The sequence below is a fragment of the Nocardia sp. No.11 genome (assembly GCF_038752175.1).
GTDB classification, from domain to species: domain Bacteria; phylum Actinomycetota; class Actinomycetes; order Mycobacteriales; family Mycobacteriaceae; genus Nocardia; species Nocardia canadensis.
This window is the reverse complement of the sequence record NZ_JBCGFB010000101.1, coordinates 1-22,128: the sequence shown is the minus strand read 5'-3', so window position 1 is coordinate 22,128 and position 22,128 is coordinate 1. Positions and strand designations below refer to the sequence as shown.

Genomic DNA, 22,128 nt, shown 5'->3' with positions numbered 1-22,128 from the left:
GTACTTCCCCGAGCTGTTCTTCACCATGATCCTCGGCGGCGAGGAACCGATCGATCACCTGCAGAAGTCGCTGCTGCGCGGTGGCGTGGACATGCACCCGATGGTCCACCGGGTGATGCAGATCCACGTGGCCGAGGAAGCCAGGCATATCTCGTTCGCGCACGAGTACCTGCGCAAGAACGTGCCGTCGATGAATCCGCTCACGAAAACCGTACTGTCGGTGGCCTTCCCGATCGCCATGCGGGTGATGCTGTCGATGATCGCGACGCCGCCGAAGGAATTCGTGGACAAGTTCGGTATCCCGGACGAGGTGATGCGCGAGGCGTACTGGGGCAGCCCGGAGTCACAGGCCACCAAGCGTGACGTCTTCGGTGACGTGCGTGCGCTGGCGGTCGGCACCGGCCTGATGAACCCGGTCGCCAAGCTCACCTGGCGTCTGCTCGGCATCGACGGCGCGGCCTCTCGCTATCGCAGCGAGCCCGCCCGCCGGGCCGCCTGAACCACGACGATCCGCTCCGACGGGCCGGTCTTCGATAGCCGGCCCGTCATCCGAACCCTTTCTCTGGAGTACACCGTTGACTGCCGACCCCACCCGATCGCGCGCCGAGACCTGGTCGGCCCCCGCCTGGGCCGTCCTGCCCGACAACGACCCGTTCTATCAGCCACGGGCCGGATTCGAGCAGCACGCCGAGGGCACGATCCTGCGGTCGCGACCGATCGAGCTCGCCGCCTTCGGCCTGATCCCGCTGAAGGTGACCGCGTGGCAGTTGCTGTACCGCACCACCGACCTGAACGGACGGCCCGAAGCCGCGGTGACAACCGTGATCGCACCGGTCGGCGGACCCGGACCGGCGACGCCGCTGCTGTCCTTCCAGTGCGCGATCGACGCGGTGTCCTCGCGCGGCTTCCCGTCCTACGCGCTGCAGCGCGGCTCGCGCGCGATCGGCACGTTCGCCCACGTCGAACTCCTGTGTTTCGCCGACGCGCTGAGCCGGGGCTGGGCCGTCTCCATCCCTGATCACGAAGGCATGCTCGGTGCCTGGGGCGCCCCGCGCGAGCCCGGCTACCGGGCCCTCGACGGCGCCCGCGCCGCGCTGTCCTTCGCACCGCTGGGCCTGGATCCGCGGGCGCAGGTGGGTCTGTGGGGGTACTCCGGCGGTGGCCTGGCGACCGCGTGGGCGGCGGAGATGGCGCCCACCTACGCGCCGGAGCTCGACATCGTCGGCGCGGTCCTCGGCTCTCCGGTGGGGGATCTGCTCTCGACCTTCCATCGGCTCAACGGCAGCCTGCACGCCGGCCTGCCGACCCTGGTGGTGTCCGCGCTGCGCCGGGTGTATCCGGCCTTCGACGCCGTCCTCGGCGAGCATGTCAGCGAAGCGGGTCACGCCGTGCTCGAACGGGCGGCCCGCTCGACCACCGGCGGGTCGGTGCTGCGCCTGGCGCGCTATCACGTCGACCGGCACACGACCATGCCGATCGCCGAGCTGCTCGCGCTCGAGGAACTGGTGGCGGTGTTCGCCGATGCCGAACTCGGCACGAGGGCGCCGTCGGCGCCGCTGCTCGTCGTCCAGGCGGTGCACGACCAGATCATCGCGGCCACCGACATCGACGCCCTGGTTGACCGCTATCGCGCCCACGGCGCGCACGTCACCTACCTGCGCGACCGGCTCAGCGAGCACATCACGCTGCTGGCGTTGTCGACCCCGCTGAGCCTGAACTGGCTGGCCGACCGGTTCGCCGGCGCGCCCGCGACACCGTCGCAGACGCGCACGGTGTGGAGTGTGCTCGGGCTGCCCGCGGGCAGGCACGGCCTGGCCGGGTTCGTCCGGGCCGCCACGCAGGTGCTGTTCGGACGGCGGCTCTCCGGCCCGGCGACCGGGCCCGCCGCCGGTGCGCGGGCAGGCGCGGACCGCCACGCGGCGTGACGACTCGACAGGTGAGCACCGCCCGGCGGCGGTAGCGGGTGAAGTGAGGGGTTCTGTGGTGCTGGGGATCGTGGCCGACGCGCGCCGGGCGGTGCGCAATGTGTGGTCGGTGTCGTTCGGTGACGGGCTCGAATCGGCGCGGCCCGCGCCGTCGAGCACGGTGTACTCCGGTGCGCACCGGCAGTTGCGGCGCTTCGACCGCGCGACGCCGGGCACCGGGAACCCGGTCCTGCTGGTGCCACCGCTGGCGGTGACGCCCGCCTGCTTCGATCTACGTCCGGGCCAGAGTCTGGTGCGCTTCCTGCTGGCGCAGGGCAGGCAACCGTATGTCCTCGACTACGGCCGATTCGGTTACGCCGACCGCGATCTCGGGCTCGAGGACTGGACGCACGACATTCTGCCCGAGGCGATCCTGCGGGTCGCGCACGAGCACGACGGGCCGGTCGACGTCATCGGCTGGTCGCTGGGCGGTGCGATGGCACTGCTCGCCGCGGCCGCCCACCCCGACCTGCCGATCGCCTCGATCACCGGCCTGGCCACGCCGATAGACCAAGCGCGCACCCCGATGCTGGTGCCCCTGCGGTGGGCCGCCCGGGTCACCGGCGGCCGCGAGATGGCCGTGGCCACCCGGCTGATGGGCGGGATTCCCGAGGAATTCGTGCAGCTCGGCTTCCGCTTGCAGGCCATCGACCGGGAGCTCGCCCGGCCGATGTTCCTGCTCCGCAACGCCCTCGACACCGAGGCGCTGGCCCGGATGGAAGCCACGGACCGTTTCATGTCGAGCATGCCCGGCTATCCGGGCCGCTCGTACTGGCAGATCTATCGCAGCCTGGTGCTGCGCAACGAACTGGCCGACGGATCGATCCGGCTGCGCTCCGACCTGGTGATCGAGCTGGCCAAGGTCACCTGCCGGGTGCTGCTGGTCGGCAGTCGCGCCGACCTGGTCGTGCCCGCCCGCGCGGTGCGGCGCGGGCTGGACATCCTGCCGAACGCCGCCGAGACCCACTTCGTGGAAGTCCCCGGCGGACACCTCGGCCTGCTCGCCGGTCCGGCCGCGGCCGAGACCACCTGGCCGGCGATCGAGGAATTCCTCGGGCGCTGACCGCGGCCCACGCTGCCGGAAAGGTCCCGGCGGACTGGTGTTCCGAGTCTGCCGGGACCGGTGATCGATGTGCTCAGTTGCTGGTGACGGGCGCCGAACCGTGCAGCTTGCGCAGTTCGTGCTTGACCACCTTGCCGCCGGCATTGCGCGGCAGCATGTCCACCACGACGAGGTCCTTCGGGTGCTTGTAGCGGGCCAGGTGGGCGTTGAGGTGCTCCGCGAGATCGGCGAGGCCGATCGCCTCGGCGTCCTCGACGGCGACGATCGCCACCGGTACCTCGCCCCACTTGTCGTCGACGCGGCCGATCACCGCGGCCTCGCGGATCCGGGGATGGCTGAAGAGCACGTTCTCGACCTCGGCGCAGTAGATGTTCTCGCCGCCGGAGATGATCATGTCCTTCTTGCGGTCGACGACGTAGACGAATCCCTCCTCGTCCTGGCGGACCAGATCGCCGGAGTGGAACCAGCCGCCGGCGAACGCGTCTGCGGTGGCGCGCGGGTTGTTCCAGTACTCGCGCATCAGGGTCGGTCCGCGATAGACGATCTCGCCGATCTCGCCGGGCGCGACGTCGTTCATCTCGTCGTCCACGATCCGGGTGGCGATGGTCGGGATCGGCTTGCCGACCGACCCGAGCTTGCGGATCGCGTCCTCGCCGTCGAGCACGCAGGTGATCGGCGACATCTCGGTCTGGCCGAAGACCGCCACATTCAGCGCGTCGGGGAAGGTCTCGGCCATGGCGCGCAGCACTGTGTCCGAGGCGGGGGCCGCGCCCCAGCTGATCACGCGCAGGCGCAGATCTCGCTGTGGCACCGAGGGATCGGCGCAGACGATCTGCCACTGCGCCGGGACCAGGAACACCGAGGTGGCGCGCTCGCGCTCCCAGGCGTCGAGGACCTCGGTGGCGTCGAAGGCCTTGAGCGGATGGATCACCGTCAGCGAGCCGAGGACGAAACAGGAAGCGATCGAACCCAATCCGGCGATGTGGAACAGCGGTGACGCGCAGAACGCGATGTCGTCGGGGCTGTAGCGCATGGCGCGGATACAGGTGAGCGCCTGAGCATTCATGTTGAGGTGGGTCAGCACCGCGCCCTTGGGGTTTCCGGTAGTACCGGAGGTGTACATGATCAGCGCGGCGGTGTCCTCGGACACGTCGAGCGGCTCGTGCGGCTCGCCTTCCTCGGCGAGCAGGTCGTCGTAGCCGAGCATGCCCTCACAGGTGCCGACGCCGACCACGATGCGGGTCTCGAGCCCGCCGGTCTGCGCGGCGACCGCGGTGACCAGCGGGGCGAACATCGCCTCGGTGATGATCGTCGCGGCGCCGCTGTCGGTGACCAGGTAGGCGATCTCGGGCGGGGTGAGCCGGAAGTTCACCGGGACCGCGATGGCGCCGAGGGTGTTGATCGCGAACACCGATTCGATGTACTCGGTGTTGTTGAGCATCAGGATCAGCACCCGATCGCCCGCCCCGACACCGCGCCGGGCCAGGGCGTCGGCGAGCTTGTGCACCCGCTCGTGCAGCTCGCGCCAGGTGGTGGTCTCGCCGAGGTAGCGCAGCGCGGGCGCGTCCGGGATGGTGGTGGCGTGGATCGCGATCTGGTTCATCCAGTGATTGCGTCGCGAGCGCATCGGTTCTGCGGCAATGGACATCGTCGTCTCCTCGAGGGAACTAGGCCGGGTCGGCGATCGGGCGGGGAGCGCCGGCGAAACTCGGGGCGCGACGGGTCAGCATCGCGGTCGTCCCCTCCAGGAAGTCGGCGGAGGTGAGCAGTTCGGTCTGGCCGTCCTTCTCCCGCGCGAGCGCGCCGTCGAGCTCGGCCAAGGTCGCGGCGTTGATCGCGGCCTTGGTCAGCTCGAGTGCCCGGCGGGGACCGGTCGCGAGTTTCGCGGCGGCGGTGCCGACGTGCTCGGTGAGGTCCGCGGCGGGCACGGACCGGGTGATCAGGCCTGCCGCGGCGGCCTCGGTCGCGGGCAGGCGCGCGCCGAGCAGCGCCATCTCCGCGGCCCGCGCGCGTCCCATCGCCGCGGCCACCATCGCCGTCGCGCCACCGTCGGGCATCAGGCCGATGGAGGTGAACGGCAGCAGCAGGTAGGTGTCGTCGGCGGCGTAGATGAGATCGGCGGCCAGCGCGATCGAGGCGCCCACCCCGGCAGCGGGCCCGTTGACCTGCGCGATCACCGGAAGGGGCGAGTCGACGATCGCCCGGATGACGCTGTTGGCGGTGTCCATCACCAGTTCCGGCGTCGCCTCGTTGCCGCCGGCGGCGGCCGCTGCGGCGAGGTCGGCGCCGGTGCAGAACGCCTTGCCGGCGCCGGTCAGCACGATCACCCGGGTGGTGGGCTCGGCGGCGGCCGCGGTGATCGCCTCGGACAGTTCGGCCATGGTCGCGAGGTCGATCGCGTTCATCCTGGCCTGACGATCGATCGTGATGCGCAGGACACCGTGCTCGGAGTCGACGTGCAGGCTCTCGCTCATCGGGCGACCGCCTCGACGATCGTGCCCGACAGCCGGCCCGCGATGAGGTCTTCGGCCTCGCGCACGATGCGCGCGACCAGTTCGGCACAGGTCGGGATGTCGTGGATCAGGCCCTGACACTGACCGACGCTCCAGATGCCTGCGTCGACGTCCCCGTCCTCGTAGACCTTGCGGCCACGCGCGCCCGCGACCAGCTCGCGCACATCGGCGAATGTGCCACCGGCGCGCTCGATCTCGACGACCTGGCGGCTGACGGCGTTGTCGGCGACCCGGGCGGTGTTGTTCATGGTCCGGAAGATCAGCTTGGTGTCGAGCTCGGTGTTGGCCACGATCTGCTCCTTGACCGTGTGCGCGATCGGCGACTCCACCGTGCACAGGAACCGGGTGCCCATGTTCACGCCGTCGGCGCCCAGCGCCATCGCCGCGACCAGGCCGCGCGCGTCGGCGATGCCGCCCGAGGCGATCATCGGGATCTCGAGTTCGCGGGCGGCGGCGGGGATCAGCACCAGGCCGGGGGTGTCGTTCTCCCCGGGGTGACCGGCGCATTCGAAGCCATCGATGCTCACCCCGTCGACGCCGACCTGCTGGGCCTTGAGCGCGTGCTTGACGCTGGTGCACTTGTGCAGCACCTTGATCCCGGCGTCCTTGAGGAAGGGCAGATGGGTGGCCGGATTGCCGCCCGCGATCTCCACGATGGGCACACCGCCATCGATGATCGCCTGCCGGTACTCCTCGTACGGCGGCGGCGTGATCGACGGCAGGATCGTCAGATTCACCCCGAACGGCTTGTCGGTGAGGTCCCGGGTGCGGGCGATCTCCTCGCGCAGTGCCTGCGGCGTGGGCTGGGTCAGCCCGGTGATGATGCCCAGGCCGCCCGCGTTCGACACGGCCGCGGCGAGCTCGGCCCGGCCGACCCACATCATTCCGCCCTGCACGATCGGGTGCTCGACACCGAAAGCCTCGGTGAATCGGGTGCGCAGCATCGCGCCCTCCCTCCGGATTCGACGTTCCCGTCGGTCGCAGTCCGCTGGGAATGCTTTGCAACCGACGAGAACCATGATTAACTTAACGAGAATTGTGATTAACTTAACGGCGGTCGGCGCGACCTGTCAACAGTCCGCGCCGCCCCATTGGATCCCAGGAGTGTCCTGCTCGGCCGTCCGGCCGCGGGATGACCACCGAATTGGCTGAAGGATGGTCGAGGATGACCGAAACCCCCACTACCGCCCCTGTTTCTGCGACAATGATCGCCACCGCCAACCCGGCCACCGGCGCGCCGGTCGGCAGCTGGCCGGTCGACGACGCCGCCGCGGTCGGCGCCGCGGTCGCGCGTGCCCGCGTGGCGGCGCAGACCTGGCGTGAACTCGGGTTCACGGAGCGGAAGCGGGCCTTACAACGGTGGGCAGCCCACCTCGTCGTCCACGTCGACGAGTTCAGCGCGCTGATCAGCGCCGAGAACGGCAAGACCGTCGACGACGCCTATCTCGAGGTGGTCACCGCCGTCGAGCACCTGAACTGGGCCGCGGTGAACGCCCGCAAGATCCTGGGGCCGAAGAAGGTGTGGCCCGGGATGATGATGGCCAACCACGAGGCCGTGATCGAGCAGCGACCGCACGGCGTGGTCGGCGTGATCGGGCCGTGGAACTATCCGGTGTACACGCCCAACGGCTCGATCGCCTACGCCCTGGCCGCGGGCAATACCGTCGTCTTCAAGCCCAGTGAGCTGACCACCGGCGTCGGCCACTGGTACGCCGACGCGTTCGCCGCGGCGAATCCCGAACTGCCCGAGGGCATTCTGAGCGTGGTGTCCGGTGCCGGAGAAACCGGCCGCGCGCTGGTCGAATCCGGCGTCGACATGATCGCGTTCACCGGGTCGACCGCGACGGGCAAGCGGATCATGGCGGCCGCCGCCGCGCGACTCACCCCGGTCGTGCTGGAATGCGGCGGCAAGGACGCCGCGATTGTCGCCGAGGACGCCGACATCGCCGCCGCGGCCGACGCGATCGCGTGGTCGGCGATGGCCAATTCCGGGCAGACCTGTGTGGGCACCGAGCGCTGCTATGTCGTCGCCTCCGTGCTCGACGAGTTCCTGGCCGAGCTCACCAAGCGGGTCAGCGACCTGCGGCCCGGAACCGGTCCGGATGCCTCCTACGGTCCGATGACCCTGCCGAGCCAGGTCGACGTGATCACCAAGCATGTCGAGGACGCGCTGGCCAGGGGCGGTACCGCCGTCGTGGGCGGGCCCGCATCGATCGAGGCGCCGTTCGTCGGCCCGATCGTGCTGCTCGACGTGCCGGAGGATTCGGTCGCGGTCCGGGAGGAGACCTTCGGGCCCACCCTCACCGTGCGCTCGGTGCGCAATGTCGAGGAGGCCATCGAGCTGGCCAACGCCTCCGAGTACGGGCTCGCCTCGTCGGTGTTCTCGCGCAAGCGCGGCATGGAGATCGCCCGGCAGCTGCGCGCGGGCGCGACCTCGGTGAACAGCCCGGCCGCCTACGCGGCGATCCCGGCGCTGCCGTTCGGCGGCGTCGGCGAGTCCGGGATCGGCCGTATCCACGGCGCCGCCGGCCTGCTCGGGTTCACCCGGCCGCACTCGATCGCGCGGCAGCGCTTCGTGATTCCCGGCATGGCGTTGCTCTCCTTCGCCCGCACCGAGTCGACGCTGTCGACGGTGCGCAAGCTCACCGCTCGCCGCTTCGGTCGAGCCAAGTAGACCCATCCATCGATCGGTACGGAAAGAAGAGGGACAGTATGGGCGTCGAATTCAGCCCGGAACAGAAGGATTTCGCCGCGGCCGTGGCCGCGTTCGCCAAGCGCGAGGCGGGGACGCGGGAGCAGCGTGACGCGCTGACCGATCACGACAAGGAACAGCACAATCCCGGCGTGTACGCGAAGATGGCCGAGCTCGGCTGGCTGGGTTTGACGGTGCCCGAGGAGTACGGCGGCTCGGACGCGTCGATGGTCGACATGTGCATCCTGCTCGAGGAATCGCTGCGCGGCATGCTCCCGATCGGCGCCATCGGCCCGACGCTGATCACCGGCGGCGCCTACGCCAAGTTCGGTACCGAGTCGCAGAAGGACACCGTGCTGCGCGGCATCGTGCGCGGTGCCTCCCAATCGATCTCGATGTCGGAGCCCGAGGCGGGTTCGGATGTGGGCAACCTGTCGACCAAGGCGGTCAAGACCGCCGACGGCTGGCTGATCAACGGCCAGAAGACCTGGTGTTCCAACGCGCACATCTCCGAGAACATCCTGCTGGTGGCGCGCACCTCGAAGGAGGGCGGCAAGCACGAGGGCATGACGATGTTCCACGTGCCCGCCGACACCCCCGGTCTGCAGATCACGCCGATCGAGCTGATGGGCAATCAGAAGGAGACCAACGACCTGTACTTCACCGACTGCGTGCTGCCCGAAGACGCGGTGGTCGGTGAGGAGGGCAACGGCTGGCGTCAGCTGATGACCGGGCTCAACTTCGAGCGGCTCATCCTCGCCGCCATGAGCCTGGGCGCGGCCGAGCGGGCGTTCGAGGACACGATCGCCTTCGTCACCCAGCGCAAGCAGTTCGGCAGGCCGGTCGGTTCGTTCCAGTCGCTGCGGCACCGCCTCGCCGATCTGGCCACCGAGATCGAATGCACCAAGCTGCTGATCTACAGCGTGGCCAAGGAAGCCGACGCCAACCCGACCAAGGTGCTGGCCCGGGAGGCCTCGATGGCCAAGCTCAAGGCCACCGAGGTGAGCAAGCGGGTGGCGCTGGAGGGCATGCAGATGATGGGCGGCTACGGCTACGCCCGCGAATTCGACATGGAGAAGCACGTCCGCGGCGCGCTCGTGTCGACCATTTTCGGTGGTACCAGCGAGATCCAGCGCGACATCATCGGTCGTACCCTGGGTCTGTAGCGGTCCACCGACCCCTCGCCGCCGCTCCCTCTCGCAGGCGGCGGCGAGGGGTCAGGCGTGGCCGAACAGGGTGGTGCGGTGCAGGGTGGTGACGCGGTTCTGGGGGGCGATGCCGTCGTCGCCGAAGGCGCGGCCCAGGTCGACGACCAGGGCGAAGCCGGCGTGTACCAGGATGCGGGCCTCGGCGTCGGAGAGCTCGGGGCGGACCTGGACCAGGAGTTTGGTCCACTCGGCGATGACGAGCTGCTGGATGTGCTGCAGGGTCACCCGGTCCTCGGCGGCGACATTGCCGAACTCGGCGTAGTACACGTAGGTCAGCGCCCGCTCGGCGAAGGAGCCCTCGACGTACAGGTCGATCAGGCCAGACAGCGCGTCGGCGGGGGTGGCCGACGCGGCGACCATCGGGCCGATCGCGCCCGAGACGATGTCGGCCGCGCGGCGGAACGCCGCGGCGAGCAGGTCGCTCTTGCTGCGGTAGTAGCGATACACGGCCGAGGCGGTGGCCAGGTCGGCGGCGGTGGCGATGTCTTCCACGCTGACGTTCTGATAGCCACGCTCGTGGAACAGTTCGACCGACTTCGCCAGCAGCACCTCGTGCATGAACGGCGATCCGGGCTCCGGCTCGGCCGGGAGCGCCGTGGGCTCCGGTGTGGGCAGCTCGACGTCGATCAGCGCCCGGCAGGTCGCGGCCAGCAGGGGCGTGAGTAGCCGGGTCGGCAGGGTCGCGTGGTGATCGCCGATGCTGCTGACCACACTGAACACCGCCACCGAACGGACCGCGACATCGTCGCGGGCGAGCCCGGGGCGCACCTCGCGCACGATGCCGCCGAGCAGGCGCACGGCCTCGGCGAACTTGCCGTCGAGCGCCTGGCGGTCGTCGTCGTCGAGGTAGCGGCGTTCCCAGCGGACCAGCGCCGTGGTCGACCGGTTGGCGACGGTCTTGGCGATGACGGCGTCGATGACGTGATCGAGGCGTTCTCGCGGTGTCCACGCGTCCGCGTCCTCGGGCAGGGTCACCGCCTGCACGGTCACCTCGGCCAGGCGGAACAGCTCCTCGCGGAAGAGCGCGTACTTGCTGCGATAGTGCCGATACAGCGCCGCCGAACTGATCCCGAGCCGACCGGCGATGTCTTCCATGCTCACACCGTGATACCCGTGCGCGCCGAACGCGGTGGCCGCTTCCGCCGCGATCTGGGCGCGCCGGTTCTTCGGCCGCCGCCGTACCACCCGTTCCGGCGCAGCCGTCTGCGTACCGGCTTCGGGCGCATTCGTTTCGGCCCGATGGTCGGTGTGGTCGGTGACGCTCATGGATCGATCGTACGGAGCCGCGCGTGTCGCCCGGACCCGTGGTCGCCACACCGCGTGTCTATCCGGCGCTTGCGCCGGTGGTATCGCGCGACAACTGAACGGCGAGGGCACCGAGGATGAGCACCAGCGCCAGGACGACGAGCCAGGCGGGCAGCCAGTAGGCGGCGATCGCGGCGAGGCAGAGCACGACCGCGCCCAGGACGCGGGGAATCCAGCCGGTGCCGGTTTCGCGACGGAAATAGAAGGCCTGCGACAGCAGATAGAGGGCGGGACCGACCAGGACGAGCACCCCCGCGAGCTGCGCGTCGGCCACGTGGGCGTCGGCCAGCAGGGTCTCGGCGCCCGCCGCGAACACGACCAGACCGGCGACCACGCCGTAGATCGCGCTCAGCCCGAGATGCACGGCCGCGATCGGGTCGGCGCTGCTGGTCAGATGGTCGACCACCTGCTGCTCGGCGCGGGCGAAGTACATCTGCCACAGGCAGACCAGCGCGAGGAAGAAGCCGAGGGCGAGGGTGAGGGTGAGCGCGTCGTCGTGGTGGTCGGCGATCACGCGGCCCAGGGTCAGCACCGTCTCGCCGAGCATGATGATCAGGAACAGGCGCATCCGCTCGACGATGTGCTCGGCGTCGAACGACAGTGCGCTGCTGCGCATCCGGTGGCCCGGCACCGGATGCGCCAGCCAGGTGCCGATCAGGTCGATCGCGGCCGCGACCGCCCAGCACGCCAGGCGCGCGTCCGGTGGCAGCGCGGCGCCGACCAGCCAGAACGGCGTCGACGCCACGAACCAGATCAGTACCCGGCCGAAGTGCGCGCGCAGGGGCGGATTCGGCGCGGTGAGCGTCGCGTAGGCCGACGGCCCGATCAGCGCGGCGAGCATCGGGACGACGAACAGCCAGGGACTGTCGTCGAAGGCGTGCGCGATACCGGCGTTCGCGAACAGCCCCAGCCCCATGACGACGACCGTGACCACCTTGGTGCCGCGCCGCTCGATGTCGAGCATCGTCACTTCGAAGGTGGTGAAGGTCCAGATCCCGACCACCGCGATCAGCGCCACCAGGGTCTCGGCCGCGCCGCGCCAGGTGAGATGGGCGACGAAATGGTGGGTGAGCTGGCCGAGAGCCAACACGAACACCAGGTCGAAGAAGAGCTCGAGCGGGGAGACCGCGCGGGCGCGGGTCGTGCCGTGCGCGGTCATCGGCGTCCTCCTCCGGTCGGGTCCGCGAGGGTGATGCTGATGCCGAAGGGCCCGTGCGCGGTGGCGACATCGCGAACGGGCCCTTCGTCGGGGGTGCTAGCTGGTCACCGGGGTGTTCTCGACCGCCGGTGCGGGCGTCTCGGCGGGAACGCGGGGCAGCGTGAACGTCGCCACGACCGACAGGACGGCGACGACGAAGCAGGCCAGGGTGTACCAGAGGTTGCCGATGGGGTCGCCGTTGGTGGTCTGCCCGTCGACCGCGTCGAAGAACGCGGGCAATGCGGCGATCCAGAGACCGGCCAGCACGACCAGATACACGATGGCGTAGCGCTGGACGAAGGGGTTGGTATAGCGCGGTTCCGTCGCGCCGCCGCGGCGCAGCTCGCGCCAGCGCCGGACCAGCACGACCGCCGCCACCACCGAGAGCGCGATCAGCTCCAGCGCGTAGACCACACCGCGCACCGTGGTGCTCCCCGCGCCGAGCACCGTCGCGGGCAGCGGCAGCAGGAAGGTGCCGACCGAGGCCAGCAGGCCGATCACGACGGTGCGCCAGACCAACTCGACACCGCTGAAGTCGCGGCCCTGGTCGACCTGACGTCCGACGAAGTACTGCACGCAGAACGCCAGCGACATCGGCCACAACGCCGCGAACACCACGACACTGCCCACCGGAACCGAGTCGAACATCGGCTGATTGAGGGGGTTGTCGATCGACCACTCCCACCACCGCAGCTGCGGCCCGAGGTGGTCGAAGATCTCGTAGAACGCGTGGTGCACGAAACCCACACAGGTCGCGCCGACGAGGACGCCGTAGCGGCGGAAGACACCGAGCATCCGGACGATCCCGAAGGCCAGCGTGGCCATCAGCGGATAGATCGCGACGATGTAGATCGGCAGCCTGCCCCACAGGAAGTCGACGGTGAACACGTTGTGCGCGAACATCGTGTCGACGTGCTCCTCGATGCCGAACGCGGCGGGGAAGTACAGCGGCGGCTCGATCACGAACAGGTAGGCGGTGGCGCCGAACCACAGCACCAGATCGGTGGGATCGCCGTGGCGGCGCAGGCGCACGATCGCGTAGACGAGCGCGAGCACCGCGCCGAGCACGATGGTGAGTTCGAGGACGGGCAGGGTCCAGTTCTCGAGGGCGAACGGATTGCGGAACTCGACGAGTCCGCCGGCCTCCTCGCAGGAGAAACCCAGCTGGGTCGCGAGATCGGCGAAGGTGGGGGAGCAGTGCTCGGCCATCGGGGTGCTCCTAGGAACTCACGGAATCGGCGGTGTACCAGCGGGTGACGTCGTAGCCCTCGTCGTAGCGGCGGAACCACTCGTCGGCGAGCGCGGGCAGATTCTCGTGCGCGGGATTGTGCCGCGGCATCTGGCTGCGGATGATGCCGCCCAGGGCGACGAGCTGCTCACCCAAGCCGAGATCGTCGAACGCGCGCGGCATGGTGCCGTTGTCGGCGGGACGCAGCCCGGGCAGCAGCCGCCGCAGGGTCTGACCGCGCCGGTAGTTGGCGAACATCGACAGCGCGTCGACCTGCCGATCCGCCAGGGGCACATGCTCGTTGAAGCCCTCGCAGGCCACCCGGATCACCTGCAGGACGTGCCGGAAGATCGAGGGCGCCACCCGCATTCGGTACAGCTCGCTGTTCACCACGGAGTTGAAGATGATCAGCGCCGAACTGCGGTGCTCGACCTCTTCGACGAAGTGCCAGATGAACAGGGAGGCCACCCGGTCGTCGCCGGGGGCGAACAGGGTGGCGTCGTTGTCGAGCATCAGCTTGAACACCGGCGTGAAAGTGGCCTCGAGATCGGCGGTGTAGGCCAACCGGTACTTGACCGGGGTGCTCGCGGTGAGCTTGTCGAACTCGGCGATCACCGCGTCGAGGGTCTGCTGCAGGCCGGGGTAGCGCCGGATGAGTGCCTTGACGTGCTGGCGGTGGGCGGTCGAGTGCTGACCCTCCTGGCGCATGAACGCGTCGGCCTCCTCGGCCACCGCGGGGTCGGTGATCTGCGGCTTCGCCTGCGTGATCAGCTGCACGATCATCTTCTCGAAGCCGATCGCCAGGAACGACACGGCGTTGGCCATCGAGGAGAAGGCCGGGTTCTGCGGGTTCCACAGGAACGGCACATCGTAATCGGCGAAGGCGAAGTCCATTTTGCGGACGTGGAGTTCGGTCACGGTGGAGTACCTCGTTGTCTCGGGCGTGCGCGAGCCGCTCGGATGGATTGAGGTAATCATACGAATAGGCCGTCGTGTGTATGATCACTTTCGCGGAATTCGCGCTGACCTGGGGTTGTGCTAGCGTCCACCCGGTGGCGCGCAGACGTGGATGGGGTGGCAGTCCACCGGTGGACGATGCGGAGGCGTCGGCGCGGATCATCGCCGCGGCCGTGGATCTCATCGGCCGGACCGGCGCGGAGATCAGCATCGCCGACGTCGCGGAATCGCTCGGGGTCATCCGCCAGACCGTCTACCGGTATTTCCCCAGCGCCGACGCGCTGATGACGGCCGCGGCCATCGCCTCGGTCGACGGCTTCCTCGACCGGCTGACCGCGCACGTCACCGGACTCGGCGATCCGGCCGACGCGATGATCGAGGCCGTCGTCTACACCCTCACCGAGGTCCGCCGGACCCCGCACCTGGGCATCTTGCTGTCGAGCTCGTACTCGAACCTGCACGCCGACAGCCTCACCTCCGACGAGGCACAGGCCTTCGGCATGACGATGATCCGGCGCTTCGATGTCGACTGGCCCGCCTACGGATACGACGAACCGGCCCTGCGCGACCTCGTCGAGTACGCGCTGCGCACGATGCAGTCGTTCTTCCTCTCACCGGGCGATCCGCCACGCACCGACGACGAGCTGCGGCGCTACCTGCGCCGGTGGATGGGCACCGCGATCAGCGCCCAGACGGAGTTCACGCCGGGCCGCTGAGATCGGCCAGGGCCGTGTCGACGTCGGGCCCGGTCAGCGCGTGCCGGACGCTGCGCAGGACCAGCCGGCGCGGGCGCGGGCAATCTGCGGGCCCGGAATCGATGTCGGTGGGCACGATGCGCGCCGGGGCGCCGAGCCGGTCGCGCACCCGGGTCAGTAGTTCGTAGCGGCTCACCGTCTCCGGGCCCGCGAGATGGACCACGCCGGTCTCGTCGAGGAGCTGTTCGAGCAACGGCGCCAGACTGGGCAGATACAGCGGCGTGCCGACGATGTCGGTGCGCGCCGGGATCGAGGGCGCGGCGAAGCGGGCGAGGAATTTGTCCGAGCGAGGGCTGCGGCCGTAGACCAGCGGCAGCCGCACGACCAGGTGCCCGGCGCGGGCGAGCACCCGCTGTTCGGCACCGGCCTTGGTGCAGCCGTAGACATTGATCGGGGTGCGCAGCGCCGTTTCGTCGTAGGTGTCGCGGGTGCCGTCGAAGACGTTGTCGGTCGACAGGTACACCAGTTTGGCGCCCGCGTCGTCGACCGCGTCCAGCAGCGCCGCCATCGGCGCCACATTGGCCGCGTAGGCGGCGTCCGGATCACGTTGGGCGGTGGCCAGATCCACGATGCCCGCGGTGTGGATCACCACGTCGACGCGGTCCGCGACGAGCGCGCGGACCGCCGCGGCGTCGGCCAGATCCAGGGGTATGAGCCCGGCTCCGCGCCGGCTGGTCCCGACGACCTCGTGCCGTGCGCCGAGTTGCGCGTGCAGCGCGCCGCCGACGAAGCCCGAGGCGCCGAGGATCAGGATCCGCATGGTGGTCAGCGGGCCTGCCAGTTGGGCTTGCGCTTCTCGGCGAAGGCGAGGGTGCCCTCGCGTACGTCCTCGGTGCGCGCGACGCCCATGATCTCGCGGTTGGTCAGGTCCCAAGCGGCGTCGTCGTCGATCTTGCCGTCGACGAGACCGAGGGCGACCCGCTTGCTCGCCTGCACCGCCAGCGGCGCGTTCGCGGCGATCCGGCCCGCCAGCTCGAGCGCGGCGTCGAGCACCAGATCGGCCGGGACCACCCGATTGATCAGCCCGAGCTCGAGCGCCCGGGCGGCGGTGATCGGTTCGCCGGTCAGGATCATCTCCATGGCGACCTTGCGCGGCAGCTGCTCGGGCAGCCGGAACGCGCCACCGGCGGCGGCGAACAGGCCACGGGCGACCTCGGGCAGGCCGAAGGTGGCCGTCTCGGCGGCGACGGCGAGGTCGCTGGCCAGGACGAGCTCGGTGCCGCCACCCAGCGCGAAACCGTTGACCGCGGCGATGGTGGGCTTGCTGATCGGGTGGCGGACGTAGCCGGCCAGGCCCCACGCCTCGTTGCCCGGCGCCAGGATGTTCTCGCCGCGACCGATCGCCTTGAGGTCGGCGCCGGCGCAGAAGGCGCGCTCGCCCGCGCCGGTGAGCACGACCGCGCGGATCAGCGGATCGGCCTCGGCCTGCTCGAGCGCCGCGCCCACACCGGTGCTGACCTCGGCGTCGACCGCGTTCATGGCCTGCGGCCGGTTGATGACGACGACCAGCACATGCTCGCGTTGCTCGACGAGGACTGCGCTCACGATGGACTCCTAGACTCTCTGCCCGTCCGCTGACACGCGTGACAGGTCCCCTCGAGATGTATCACGTTGGGGCGCGATGGGTCCTCGGATCGGGCTACTCGCCGGTTCTCGCGCGGTCGCCGGTGGCTGTGGAAAACTCGGGGAAGAATATTTCGGTCGGTTGTCGATCGGTGTCGCAGCCCGTTCGACCTAGGGATGAACACGTACCCGCACCGGGTCCACGCCTACCCGAGGAGACAGACCATGAAGTACATGCTGATCATGCGCGCGACCGACGACGCCTGGGCCAAGGCCGCCGAGCTCGACTTCGACGAGATGCTCGAAACGATGGGCAAGTTCAACGACGAACTGATCCGGGCCGGCGTGCTCGTCGCCGCCGAGGGCCTCGACGACGCCGCCGAGACGGTGGTCGTCGACTACGCCTCGGAACCCCCGATCGTGACCGACGGGCCCTACGGCGAGACCAAGGAACTGTTCGGCGGCTACTACATCCTCAACGTCGCCTCCAAGGAGGAGGCGGTGGAATGGGCCAAGCGGATGCCGATGACCGGTCCCGGCGTCAAGACCGAGATCCGCCGCGTCCCCAGCATCGACGAATTCCCGCAGGACAACAAGTGGATCCTGAAGGAGCGGGCCTGGCGCGAGGCCACCGGGCAGCTCTGAACCGGACGACGGTGATTCAGTCCTCCGGCCGGGAGGCGGTCGCGGCGGTCTGGCGGATCGAATCGGCCCGCATCGTCGGCGCGCTCGCCCGCTACACCGGCGACTTCGCGATGGCCGAGGATCTCGCGCAGGAAGCGCTCGCCGAGGCACTGGTGACCTGGCCGCGCGACGGGGTGCCGCGGCAACCGGCCGGCTGGCTGCTCACCGTCGGCCGCCGCCGGGCGATCGACGCCTACCGGCGGCGCGCCGCGCTCGACGACCGGTACGCCACGCTCGCCGGACATCTCGGTGAGGGTGGCGTGCTGACCGGCGGCGAGGCGGCCGACCCGGTCCGNCCGTCGGCCGCCGCCGGGCGATCGACGCCTACCGGCGGCGCGCCGCGCTCGACGACCGGTACGCCACGCTCGCCGGACATCTCGGTGAGGGTGGCGTGCTGACCGGCGGCGAGGCGGCCGACCCGGTCCGCGCTGCCGAGGCGGTGCTGTGGGATCCCGACCAGATCGACGACGACGTGCTGGCGCTGATCTTCATCGCCTGCCACCCGGTGCTCTCGCGAGAGGCACGGCTGGCGCTGACCTTGCGCGTGGTCGGTGGCCTGACCAGCGACGAGATCGCCAAGGCGTGCCTGGTGCCGACCGCTACCGTGCAGGCCAGGATCACCAGGGCGAAGAAGACGCTCGGCGCGGCCGAGGTCGCTTTCGAGGTGCCGCCCGCCGCCGAGCGCCACGCCCGCCTCGGCTCGGTGCTCGGGGTGATCTACCTGATCTTCACCGAGGGCTCCTCGGCCAGCGCGGGCGAGGACCTCATCCGCTTCGACCTGGCGGGCGAGGCGCAGCGCTTGGCCCGGGTGCTGGCTCGGCTCATGCCCGGCGAGCCCGAGGTGTACGGACTGCTGGCGCTGCTGGAACTGACGGCGGCGCGGTTTCCGGCCCGGACCCGGCCCGACGGCGAGCCGGTGCTGCTCGAGCAGCAGGACCGCCGCCGCTGGGACCACTCCGCGATCCGGCGTGGCCGGGCGGCGCTGGCCAAGGCCGCCCAGGTCGGTCGCGGGCTGGGCGCCTACGGGCTGCAGGCCGCGATCGCCGAATGTCACGCCGTCGCACCGTCGGTCGAGGCGACGAACTGGGAACGGGTGGTGCTGCTCTACGAGGCGCTGGGCCGGCTCGCGCCCTCGCCGGTGGTGGAGCTGAACCGGGCCGTGGCGGTGTCGATGGCCGACGGGCCCGCCGCCGCGCTGCCGATCGTCGAGGAGCTGGCGGCCGGGGGAGCGCTGGGGCAGTCGCACCTGCTGCCGAGTGTGCGCGGGGAGCTGCTGCTGCGCCTGGGCCGCACCACGCAGGCGCGCGAGGCATTCGCCGAGGCGATTCGCCGGTGCGGGAACTCACGGGAAAAGGCGGTCCTCGCAGGCAAACTCGCCGCCCTCGGCTGAACGCTACCCCGGGCCGCGGCGCACGGCCGCGAGTGCGTCGGCGCGCGAGCAGATCATCGGCAGCGCGGTCAGCCACCAGGTCGCGCCCGCGCGCACGTACGCCTCGCGCTCGCGGTCGTCGGCCGCGGCGATGACCACCTCGAAACCGGACAGGTCGCCCCGGTGCTCGGCGATGATCCTCAGCATCTCGACGAGCTGATCCGGGCTCGCCTCGGGACACAATCCGTCGAAGCGGGCCGCGCGCCGCAGGGGCGCCTGCTTCACGGATTGGGCGGCCACCCAGATCGGGATGCGGGGGCGCTGTACCGGCCGGGGCAGGAATCGCAGTCCGTCGACCCGGTAGGCGGGTCCGTCGTGGTGTACGGCCTCCCCCGACCAGAGTGCGGTGAGTACGGTCAGTGCCTCGTCGAGGCGCCGGGCGCGATCGCGCGGGGCGGCGACCTCGCCGAGCCGGGAGAACTCGCCGGTCGCCTCCGAACCCAGGCCGACCCCGAGGGCGAGACGGCCACCGCTGAGCAGATCGAGCGCGACCGTCTCGCGGGCCAGGTCCTGCGGTCGCCTGCGCGACAGCGGCGTCACCCGCGGACCGAGTACCACCCGGCTGGTCGCGGCGGCGATCGCGGCCAAGCCGATCCAGGCGTCACCGACGGCGAGCCCCGGCTCCTTCGGACGGGCCACGTGGTCCCAGAGGAAGACGCCGTCGAAACCCGCCGATTCCGCCTCGGCCGCCAGCTCGGCCAGTACCCGAGGGTCGGCGAGTTCACCGAACGGCGGCAGATAGACCCCGTGGCGCAGCGGCATCTTCGCAGTGTAAAAGGGGTCTCGGGGGAATCGTCGCACAGTCGTAAAGTTTGTCCGCCCCCTTGTCGGGTAGCCCGTAGAGGCGACGACGAGAGGTTTGTGTAGATGTCACAGGAATCGAAATCGGTGCTGCATCGCGCGATCGGTGCTTCGGCGATCGGCAATGCGGTCGAATGGTTCGACTACGGCGTCTACGCCTATCTGGCGACCTATATCGCCGCGTCTCTTTTTCCCGGTGACGGTGCCGGGTCGAGCGTCGTCTACACGCTGCTCGGATTCGCCGTTTCCTTTTTGATCCGCCCGATCGGCGGCATGATCTGGGGTCCGCTCGGCGACCGGATCGGCCGCAAACGGGTGCTGGCGACGACCATCGTGCTGATGGCGGCCTCGACGCTGGCCGTCGGCCTGATCCCCAGCTACGAGGTCATCGGGATCGGCGCGCCGATCCTGCTCTACCTGCTGCGGATGGTGCAGGGCCTGTCGGCGGGCGGTGAATACGGCGGTGCGGCGACCTTCATGGCCGAATACGCGCCCGACCGCAAGCGTGGATTCTATGGCAGTTTCCTGGAAGTCGGCACGTTGGCCGGTTTCACGCTCGGCAATCTGGTCGCCCTGCTGCTGGTGAATATTCTCGACGATCCGGCCATGGAATCGTGGGGCTGGCGAATTCCGTTCCTCATCGCCGCGCCGCTCGGTCTGGTCGGTATGTATCTGCGGAGCCGGGTGGAAGACACGCCGGTCTTCCGCGAGGTCGAGCGCAACGACGAGACCGAGGAAACCGTCGGCGTCTATCGCGATCTGGTCACCAGATATCTGCGCCCGGTGCTGACCCTGTTCGGTTTGGTGATCGCGCTCAATGTCGTGAATTACTCGCTGCTCAGCTACACGCCGACCTATCTCGGCAACACCCTCGGCATGGCCGAATCCGACGCGCTGCTGGTGCCGTTGATCGGTCAGGTCGCGATGCTGGTGACGCTGCCGTTCCTCGGCGCGCTCTCGGACCGGGTGGGCCGCAGGCCGATGTGGCTGGCCTCGTGTGCGGCGCTGATGATCGTGGTCATCCCGGTGTACAAGTTGATCGGCAGCTCGCTGACCGGCGCGATCGTCGGCTTCGCGATCCTGGGCATGCTCTATGCCCCGCAGCTGGCGACCATCTCGGCGACCTTCCCCGCCATGTTCCCGACGATCGTGCGCTTCGCCGGCGTGGCGATCGGCTACAACGTGGCCACCTCGCTGTTCGGTGGCACCGCTCCGGTGATCAACCAGGCGCTCATCGATGCGACCGGCGATCACCTGTTCCCGGCCTACTACATGTTCGGCGCCTGCCTGGTCGGCCTCGTCGCCGCCTACTTCCTGATCGAGACCAAGGGTGTCTCGCTGCGCGGCACCCAGGTGCCGGGCACCCCGGAGGCGATCGAGGAACAGCGCGAGCTGGGCGACGATCCCGTCCCGGCCCGCTGAATCGGTGCCGGTCGCCGTCGCGGCGACCGGCACCGGGCTCAGCTCGCCGCGGCGGCGCGGAACACCGCCAGTGCCTCCTCGCCCAGGTGCGGCCCGCTGACCTGCACCGGCACGTTCGACGTGGCGACCAGATCGGCGCAGGTCAACGCGAAACTCGGGCCGCCGGGCAGGATCTGGCCGAACTCGGCCGACGCCGCGGCGAACACGATCCGCCCGACCTGCGCCCACACCATCGCGGCCGCGCACATCGGACACGGTTCGCCGCTGGCGTAGACGGTCGCGCCGCGCAGTCGGTCGGCCTTGCCCGCGGCGGTGGCCGTGGTGATCGCGGCCAGCTCGGCGTGCGAGGTGATATCGCCGCTGCTGCTCACCGCGTTCTCGCCCTCGGCGACGACATGACCGTCACGGTCGACGGCGACCGCGCCGAAAGGGCGATCACCGCGCGCGGACGCCTGGCCGGCGAGCTCGATGGCCCGACGCAGGTGGGTGAGGTCGTTCTCGGTGAGTGCGGTCATGCGCTGAGGTCCACTTCCGTTCCGATGCCGTTGGCGCGAGCCTTGTCGATGAGCAGGCGGGCGGCGGCCAGGTCCTGCAGGCCGATGCCGACCGAGTTGAACAGGGTGATGTCGCGATCGCCGGTGCGGCCCGGTGCCCGCCCCGCGACAACCTCACCCAGCTCCGTGCCCACCGCCGCTTCGGTGATCGCGCCCTCGGCGATGGCCAGCAGCGTGTCACCGGACTTGGTGAGCGTGGTGCCGATCGAGTCTACGACGACCGTCGCGCGGCGCAGGGCCTCGCCGTCGACCTCCCGGTGATCGGCCCGCGGTGGTGCGCCGACCGCGTTGACGTGCAGTCCGTCGCCGAACCACGCGCCGCGCACGATCGGCTCCCGCGAGGGCGTGAGCGTGCACAGGATGTCGGCGGCCCGGGTGACCGCCTCGGGCGAGGGTTGCGCCCGCACCTCGAGTCCGAGATCGGCGACCGCCGCGCGGAACCGTTCGACGGTCGCGATGGACCGTGACCAGACCAGGACCGTCGTCAGCGCGCGCACCTGGGCGATCGCGCGGGTGTGCTCGACGGCCAGTCCGCCCGCCCCGATCAGGCCGAGCACCGAACTGTCCCGGCGTGCCAGGTATTTCGTCGCCACCGCGCTGGCGGCGGCGGTGCGGACGGCGGTCACGAGCCGCCCGTCGATGAGCGCCTCGCAGGCGCCGTCGACGGCCGAGGTCACCAGGATCGCCGAGCGCTGCACCGGCAGCCCGCGCTCGCGGTTGGCGGGCAGATCGGCGAGCAGTTTCACCGCGGCGGCGCCGGCGGATTCGGCGGCCGCGACCATCGGCACGAAG

Annotated in this window: 20 protein-coding genes and 2 pseudogenes; 10 read left to right on the top strand and 12 right to left on the bottom strand. The window is 70.1% G+C overall.

What is annotated here, in order from left to right; genetic code table 11:
• The 3 genes from V8688_RS24340 to V8688_RS24330 all read left to right on the top strand — a co-directional run.
• Window positions 1-499 (top strand): diiron oxygenase (locus V8688_RS24340; RefSeq protein WP_342801773.1); only part of this gene is annotated, 499 nt, incomplete at its 5' end.
• A gap of 76 nt (window positions 500-575) precedes the next feature.
• Entirely contained in the window at window positions 576-1,925 is a 1,350-nt protein-coding gene (locus V8688_RS24335; protein ID WP_342801772.1) for a lipase family protein, read from the top strand.
• A gap of 58 nt (window positions 1,926-1,983) precedes the next feature.
• Window positions 1,984-3,027, top strand: coding sequence for an alpha/beta fold hydrolase (locus V8688_RS24330; RefSeq protein WP_342801771.1), 1,044 nt, complete (start codon window positions 1,984-1,986; stop codon window positions 3,025-3,027).
• A 73-nt stretch (window positions 3,028-3,100) separates the two neighbouring features.
• Here V8688_RS24330 and fadD5 read toward each other — a convergent pair whose 3' ends face one another.
• From fadD5 to V8688_RS24315, 3 genes are read right to left on the bottom strand one after another with little or no spacing between them, the layout of a single operon-like run.
• Window positions 3,101-4,675: a fatty-acid--CoA ligase FadD5 gene (gene fadD5 / locus V8688_RS24325; RefSeq protein ID WP_342801770.1), complete on the bottom strand. Its 1,575-nt coding sequence runs from the start codon at window positions 4,673-4,675 to the stop codon at window positions 3,101-3,103.
• A 19-nt stretch (window positions 4,676-4,694) separates the two neighbouring features.
• Window positions 4,695-5,501, bottom strand: a complete 807-nt coding sequence (locus V8688_RS24320; protein WP_342801769.1) for an enoyl-CoA hydratase-related protein — start codon at window positions 5,499-5,501, stop codon at window positions 4,695-4,697.
• Entirely contained in the window at window positions 5,498-6,484 is a 987-nt protein-coding gene (locus tag V8688_RS24315) for a nitronate monooxygenase family protein (RefSeq protein WP_342801768.1), read from the bottom strand. Before V8688_RS24315 ends, V8688_RS24320 begins: the two co-directional genes overlap by 4 nt.
• Before the next feature lie 221 nt (window positions 6,485-6,705).
• Here V8688_RS24315 and V8688_RS24310 point away from each other — a divergent pair, with 221 nt between their 5' ends.
• Together V8688_RS24310 and V8688_RS24305 are read left to right on the top strand one after the other, a co-directional pair.
• Entirely contained in the window at window positions 6,706-8,214 is a 1,509-nt protein-coding gene (locus V8688_RS24310) for an aldehyde dehydrogenase family protein (protein WP_316574599.1), read from the top strand.
• Window positions 8,215-8,252: 38 nt separating this feature from the next.
• Window positions 8,253-9,398 (top strand): acyl-CoA dehydrogenase family protein, encoded by a 1,146-nt coding sequence (locus V8688_RS24305; RefSeq protein ID WP_316574600.1) that lies wholly within the window; start codon window positions 8,253-8,255, stop codon window positions 9,396-9,398.
• 51 nt (window positions 9,399-9,449) lie between these two features.
• On the opposite strand, the gene V8688_RS24300 is transcribed toward V8688_RS24305, so the two are convergent.
• The 4 genes from V8688_RS24300 to V8688_RS24285 all read right to left on the bottom strand — a co-directional run bounded on the left by V8688_RS24300 (window position 9,450) and on the right by V8688_RS24285 (window position 14,089).
• Window positions 9,450-10,706 carry a TetR/AcrR family transcriptional regulator gene (locus V8688_RS24300; protein ID WP_218716376.1) on the bottom strand — a complete coding sequence of 419 codons (1,257 nt, stop codon included), beginning with the start codon at window positions 10,704-10,706 and terminating at the stop codon, window positions 9,450-9,452.
• Window positions 10,707-10,764: 58 nt separating this feature from the next.
• The gene (locus V8688_RS24295) at window positions 10,765-11,904 is read right to left on the bottom strand and encodes a low temperature requirement protein A (protein WP_342801767.1); all 1,140 of its coding nucleotides are present in this window, start codon (window positions 11,902-11,904) and stop codon (window positions 10,765-10,767) included.
• 96 nt (window positions 11,905-12,000) lie between these two features.
• Window positions 12,001-13,152, bottom strand: coding sequence for a hypothetical protein (locus V8688_RS24290; RefSeq protein WP_342801766.1), 1,152 nt, complete (start codon window positions 13,150-13,152; stop codon window positions 12,001-12,003).
• Between the two features lie 10 nt (window positions 13,153-13,162).
• Window positions 13,163-14,089 (bottom strand): metal-dependent hydrolase, encoded by a 927-nt coding sequence (locus V8688_RS24285; protein ID WP_342801765.1) that lies wholly within the window; start codon window positions 14,087-14,089, stop codon window positions 13,163-13,165.
• A gap of 134 nt (window positions 14,090-14,223) precedes the next feature.
• Between V8688_RS24285 and V8688_RS24280 the strand changes: the two genes are divergently transcribed.
• Window positions 14,224-14,844: a TetR/AcrR family transcriptional regulator gene (locus tag V8688_RS24280; protein WP_342801764.1), complete on the top strand. Its 621-nt coding sequence runs from the start codon at window positions 14,224-14,226 to the stop codon at window positions 14,842-14,844.
• Here V8688_RS24280 and V8688_RS24275 read toward each other — a convergent pair.
• Together V8688_RS24275 and V8688_RS24270 are read right to left on the bottom strand one after the other, a co-directional pair.
• Window positions 14,828-15,643 carry an SDR family oxidoreductase gene (locus V8688_RS24275; RefSeq protein ID WP_342801763.1) on the bottom strand — a complete coding sequence of 272 codons (816 nt, stop codon included), beginning with the start codon at window positions 15,641-15,643 and terminating at the stop codon, window positions 14,828-14,830. The genes V8688_RS24280 and V8688_RS24275 overlap by 17 nt on opposite strands.
• 5 nt (window positions 15,644-15,648) lie before the next feature.
• Window positions 15,649-16,431 (bottom strand): crotonase/enoyl-CoA hydratase family protein, encoded by a 783-nt coding sequence (locus tag V8688_RS24270; protein ID WP_218716384.1) that lies wholly within the window; start codon window positions 16,429-16,431, stop codon window positions 15,649-15,651.
• 240 nt (window positions 16,432-16,671) lie between these two features.
• Here V8688_RS24270 and V8688_RS24265 point away from each other — a divergent pair, with 240 nt between their 5' ends.
• The 3 genes and pseudogenes from V8688_RS24265 to V8688_RS24255 form a co-directional block, all read left to right on the top strand.
• A complete protein-coding gene (locus tag V8688_RS24265) occupies window positions 16,672-17,091 on the top strand; it encodes a YciI family protein (protein WP_218716370.1) in 420 nt (139 codons plus the stop codon).
• Window positions 17,064-17,402, top strand: a pseudogene (locus V8688_RS24260) (sigma factor); the annotation flags it as partial. The gene V8688_RS24265 and the pseudogene V8688_RS24260, both read left to right, overlap by 28 nt.
• A 26-nt stretch (window positions 17,403-17,428) precedes the next feature.
• Window positions 17,429-18,520 (top strand): annotated as a pseudogene (locus V8688_RS24255) (DUF6596 domain-containing protein); the annotation flags it as partial.
• A gap of 3 nt (window positions 18,521-18,523) precedes the next feature.
• Here the strand turns inward: V8688_RS24255 and V8688_RS24250 are convergent.
• Window positions 18,524-19,321, bottom strand: a complete 798-nt coding sequence (locus V8688_RS24250) for an LLM class flavin-dependent oxidoreductase (protein WP_218716369.1) — start codon at window positions 19,319-19,321, stop codon at window positions 18,524-18,526.
• 105 nt (window positions 19,322-19,426) lie between these two features.
• On the opposite strand from V8688_RS24250, the gene V8688_RS24245 reads away from it, so the two are divergent.
• On the top strand, window positions 19,427-20,782 hold the full coding sequence (locus V8688_RS24245) for an MFS transporter (RefSeq protein WP_218716368.1): 1,356 nt from the start codon (window positions 19,427-19,429) through the stop codon (window positions 20,780-20,782).
• A 38-nt stretch (window positions 20,783-20,820) separates the two neighbouring features.
• On the opposite strand, the gene V8688_RS24240 is transcribed toward V8688_RS24245, so the two are convergent.
• The gene (locus V8688_RS24240; protein WP_218716367.1) at window positions 20,821-21,297 is read right to left on the bottom strand and encodes a nucleoside deaminase; all 477 of its coding nucleotides are present in this window, start codon (window positions 21,295-21,297) and stop codon (window positions 20,821-20,823) included.
• A partial coding sequence (locus V8688_RS24235) for an ornithine cyclodeaminase family protein (RefSeq protein ID WP_342801762.1) occupies window positions 21,294-22,128 on the bottom strand: 835 nt, incomplete at its 5' end. The genes V8688_RS24240 and V8688_RS24235, both read right to left, overlap by 4 nt.

Bases quoted from the DNA above. Each gene is read 5' to 3' on its own strand.
- fadD5 (WP_342801770.1), bottom strand. From the start codon at position 4,675: ATGTCCATTGCCGCAGAACCGATGCGCTCGCGACGCAATCACTGGATG.
- V8688_RS24320 (WP_342801769.1), bottom strand. From the start codon at position 5,501: ATGAGCGAGAGCCTGCACGTCGACTCCGAGCACGGTGTCCTGCGCATC.
- V8688_RS24315 (WP_342801768.1), bottom strand. From the start codon at position 6,484: ATGCTGCGCACCCGATTCACCGAGGCTTTCGGTGTCGAGCACCCGATC.
- V8688_RS24310 (WP_316574599.1), top strand. From the start codon at position 6,706: ATGACCGAAACCCCCACTACCGCCCCTGTTTCTGCGACAATGATCGCC.
- V8688_RS24305 (WP_316574600.1), top strand. From the start codon at position 8,253: ATGGGCGTCGAATTCAGCCCGGAACAGAAGGATTTCGCCGCGGCCGTG.
- V8688_RS24300 (WP_218716376.1), bottom strand. From the start codon at position 10,706: ATGAGCGTCACCGACCACACCGACCATCGGGCCGAAACGAATGCGCCC.
- V8688_RS24295 (WP_342801767.1), bottom strand. From the start codon at position 11,904: ATGACCGCGCACGGCACGACCCGCGCCCGCGCGGTCTCCCCGCTCGAG.
- V8688_RS24290 (WP_342801766.1), bottom strand. From the start codon at position 13,152: ATGGCCGAGCACTGCTCCCCCACCTTCGCCGATCTCGCGACCCAGCTG.
- V8688_RS24275 (WP_342801763.1), bottom strand. From the start codon at position 15,643: ATGCGGATCCTGATCCTCGGCGCCTCGGGCTTCGTCGGCGGCGCGCTG.
- V8688_RS24265 (WP_218716370.1), top strand. From the start codon at position 16,672: ATGAAGTACATGCTGATCATGCGCGCGACCGACGACGCCTGGGCCAAG.
- V8688_RS24250 (WP_218716369.1), bottom strand. From the start codon at position 19,321: ATGCCGCTGCGCCACGGGGTCTATCTGCCGCCGTTCGGTGAACTCGCC.
- V8688_RS24245 (WP_218716368.1), top strand. From the start codon at position 19,427: ATGTCACAGGAATCGAAATCGGTGCTGCATCGCGCGATCGGTGCTTCG.
- V8688_RS24240 (WP_218716367.1), bottom strand. From the start codon at position 21,297: ATGACCGCACTCACCGAGAACGACCTCACCCACCTGCGTCGGGCCATC.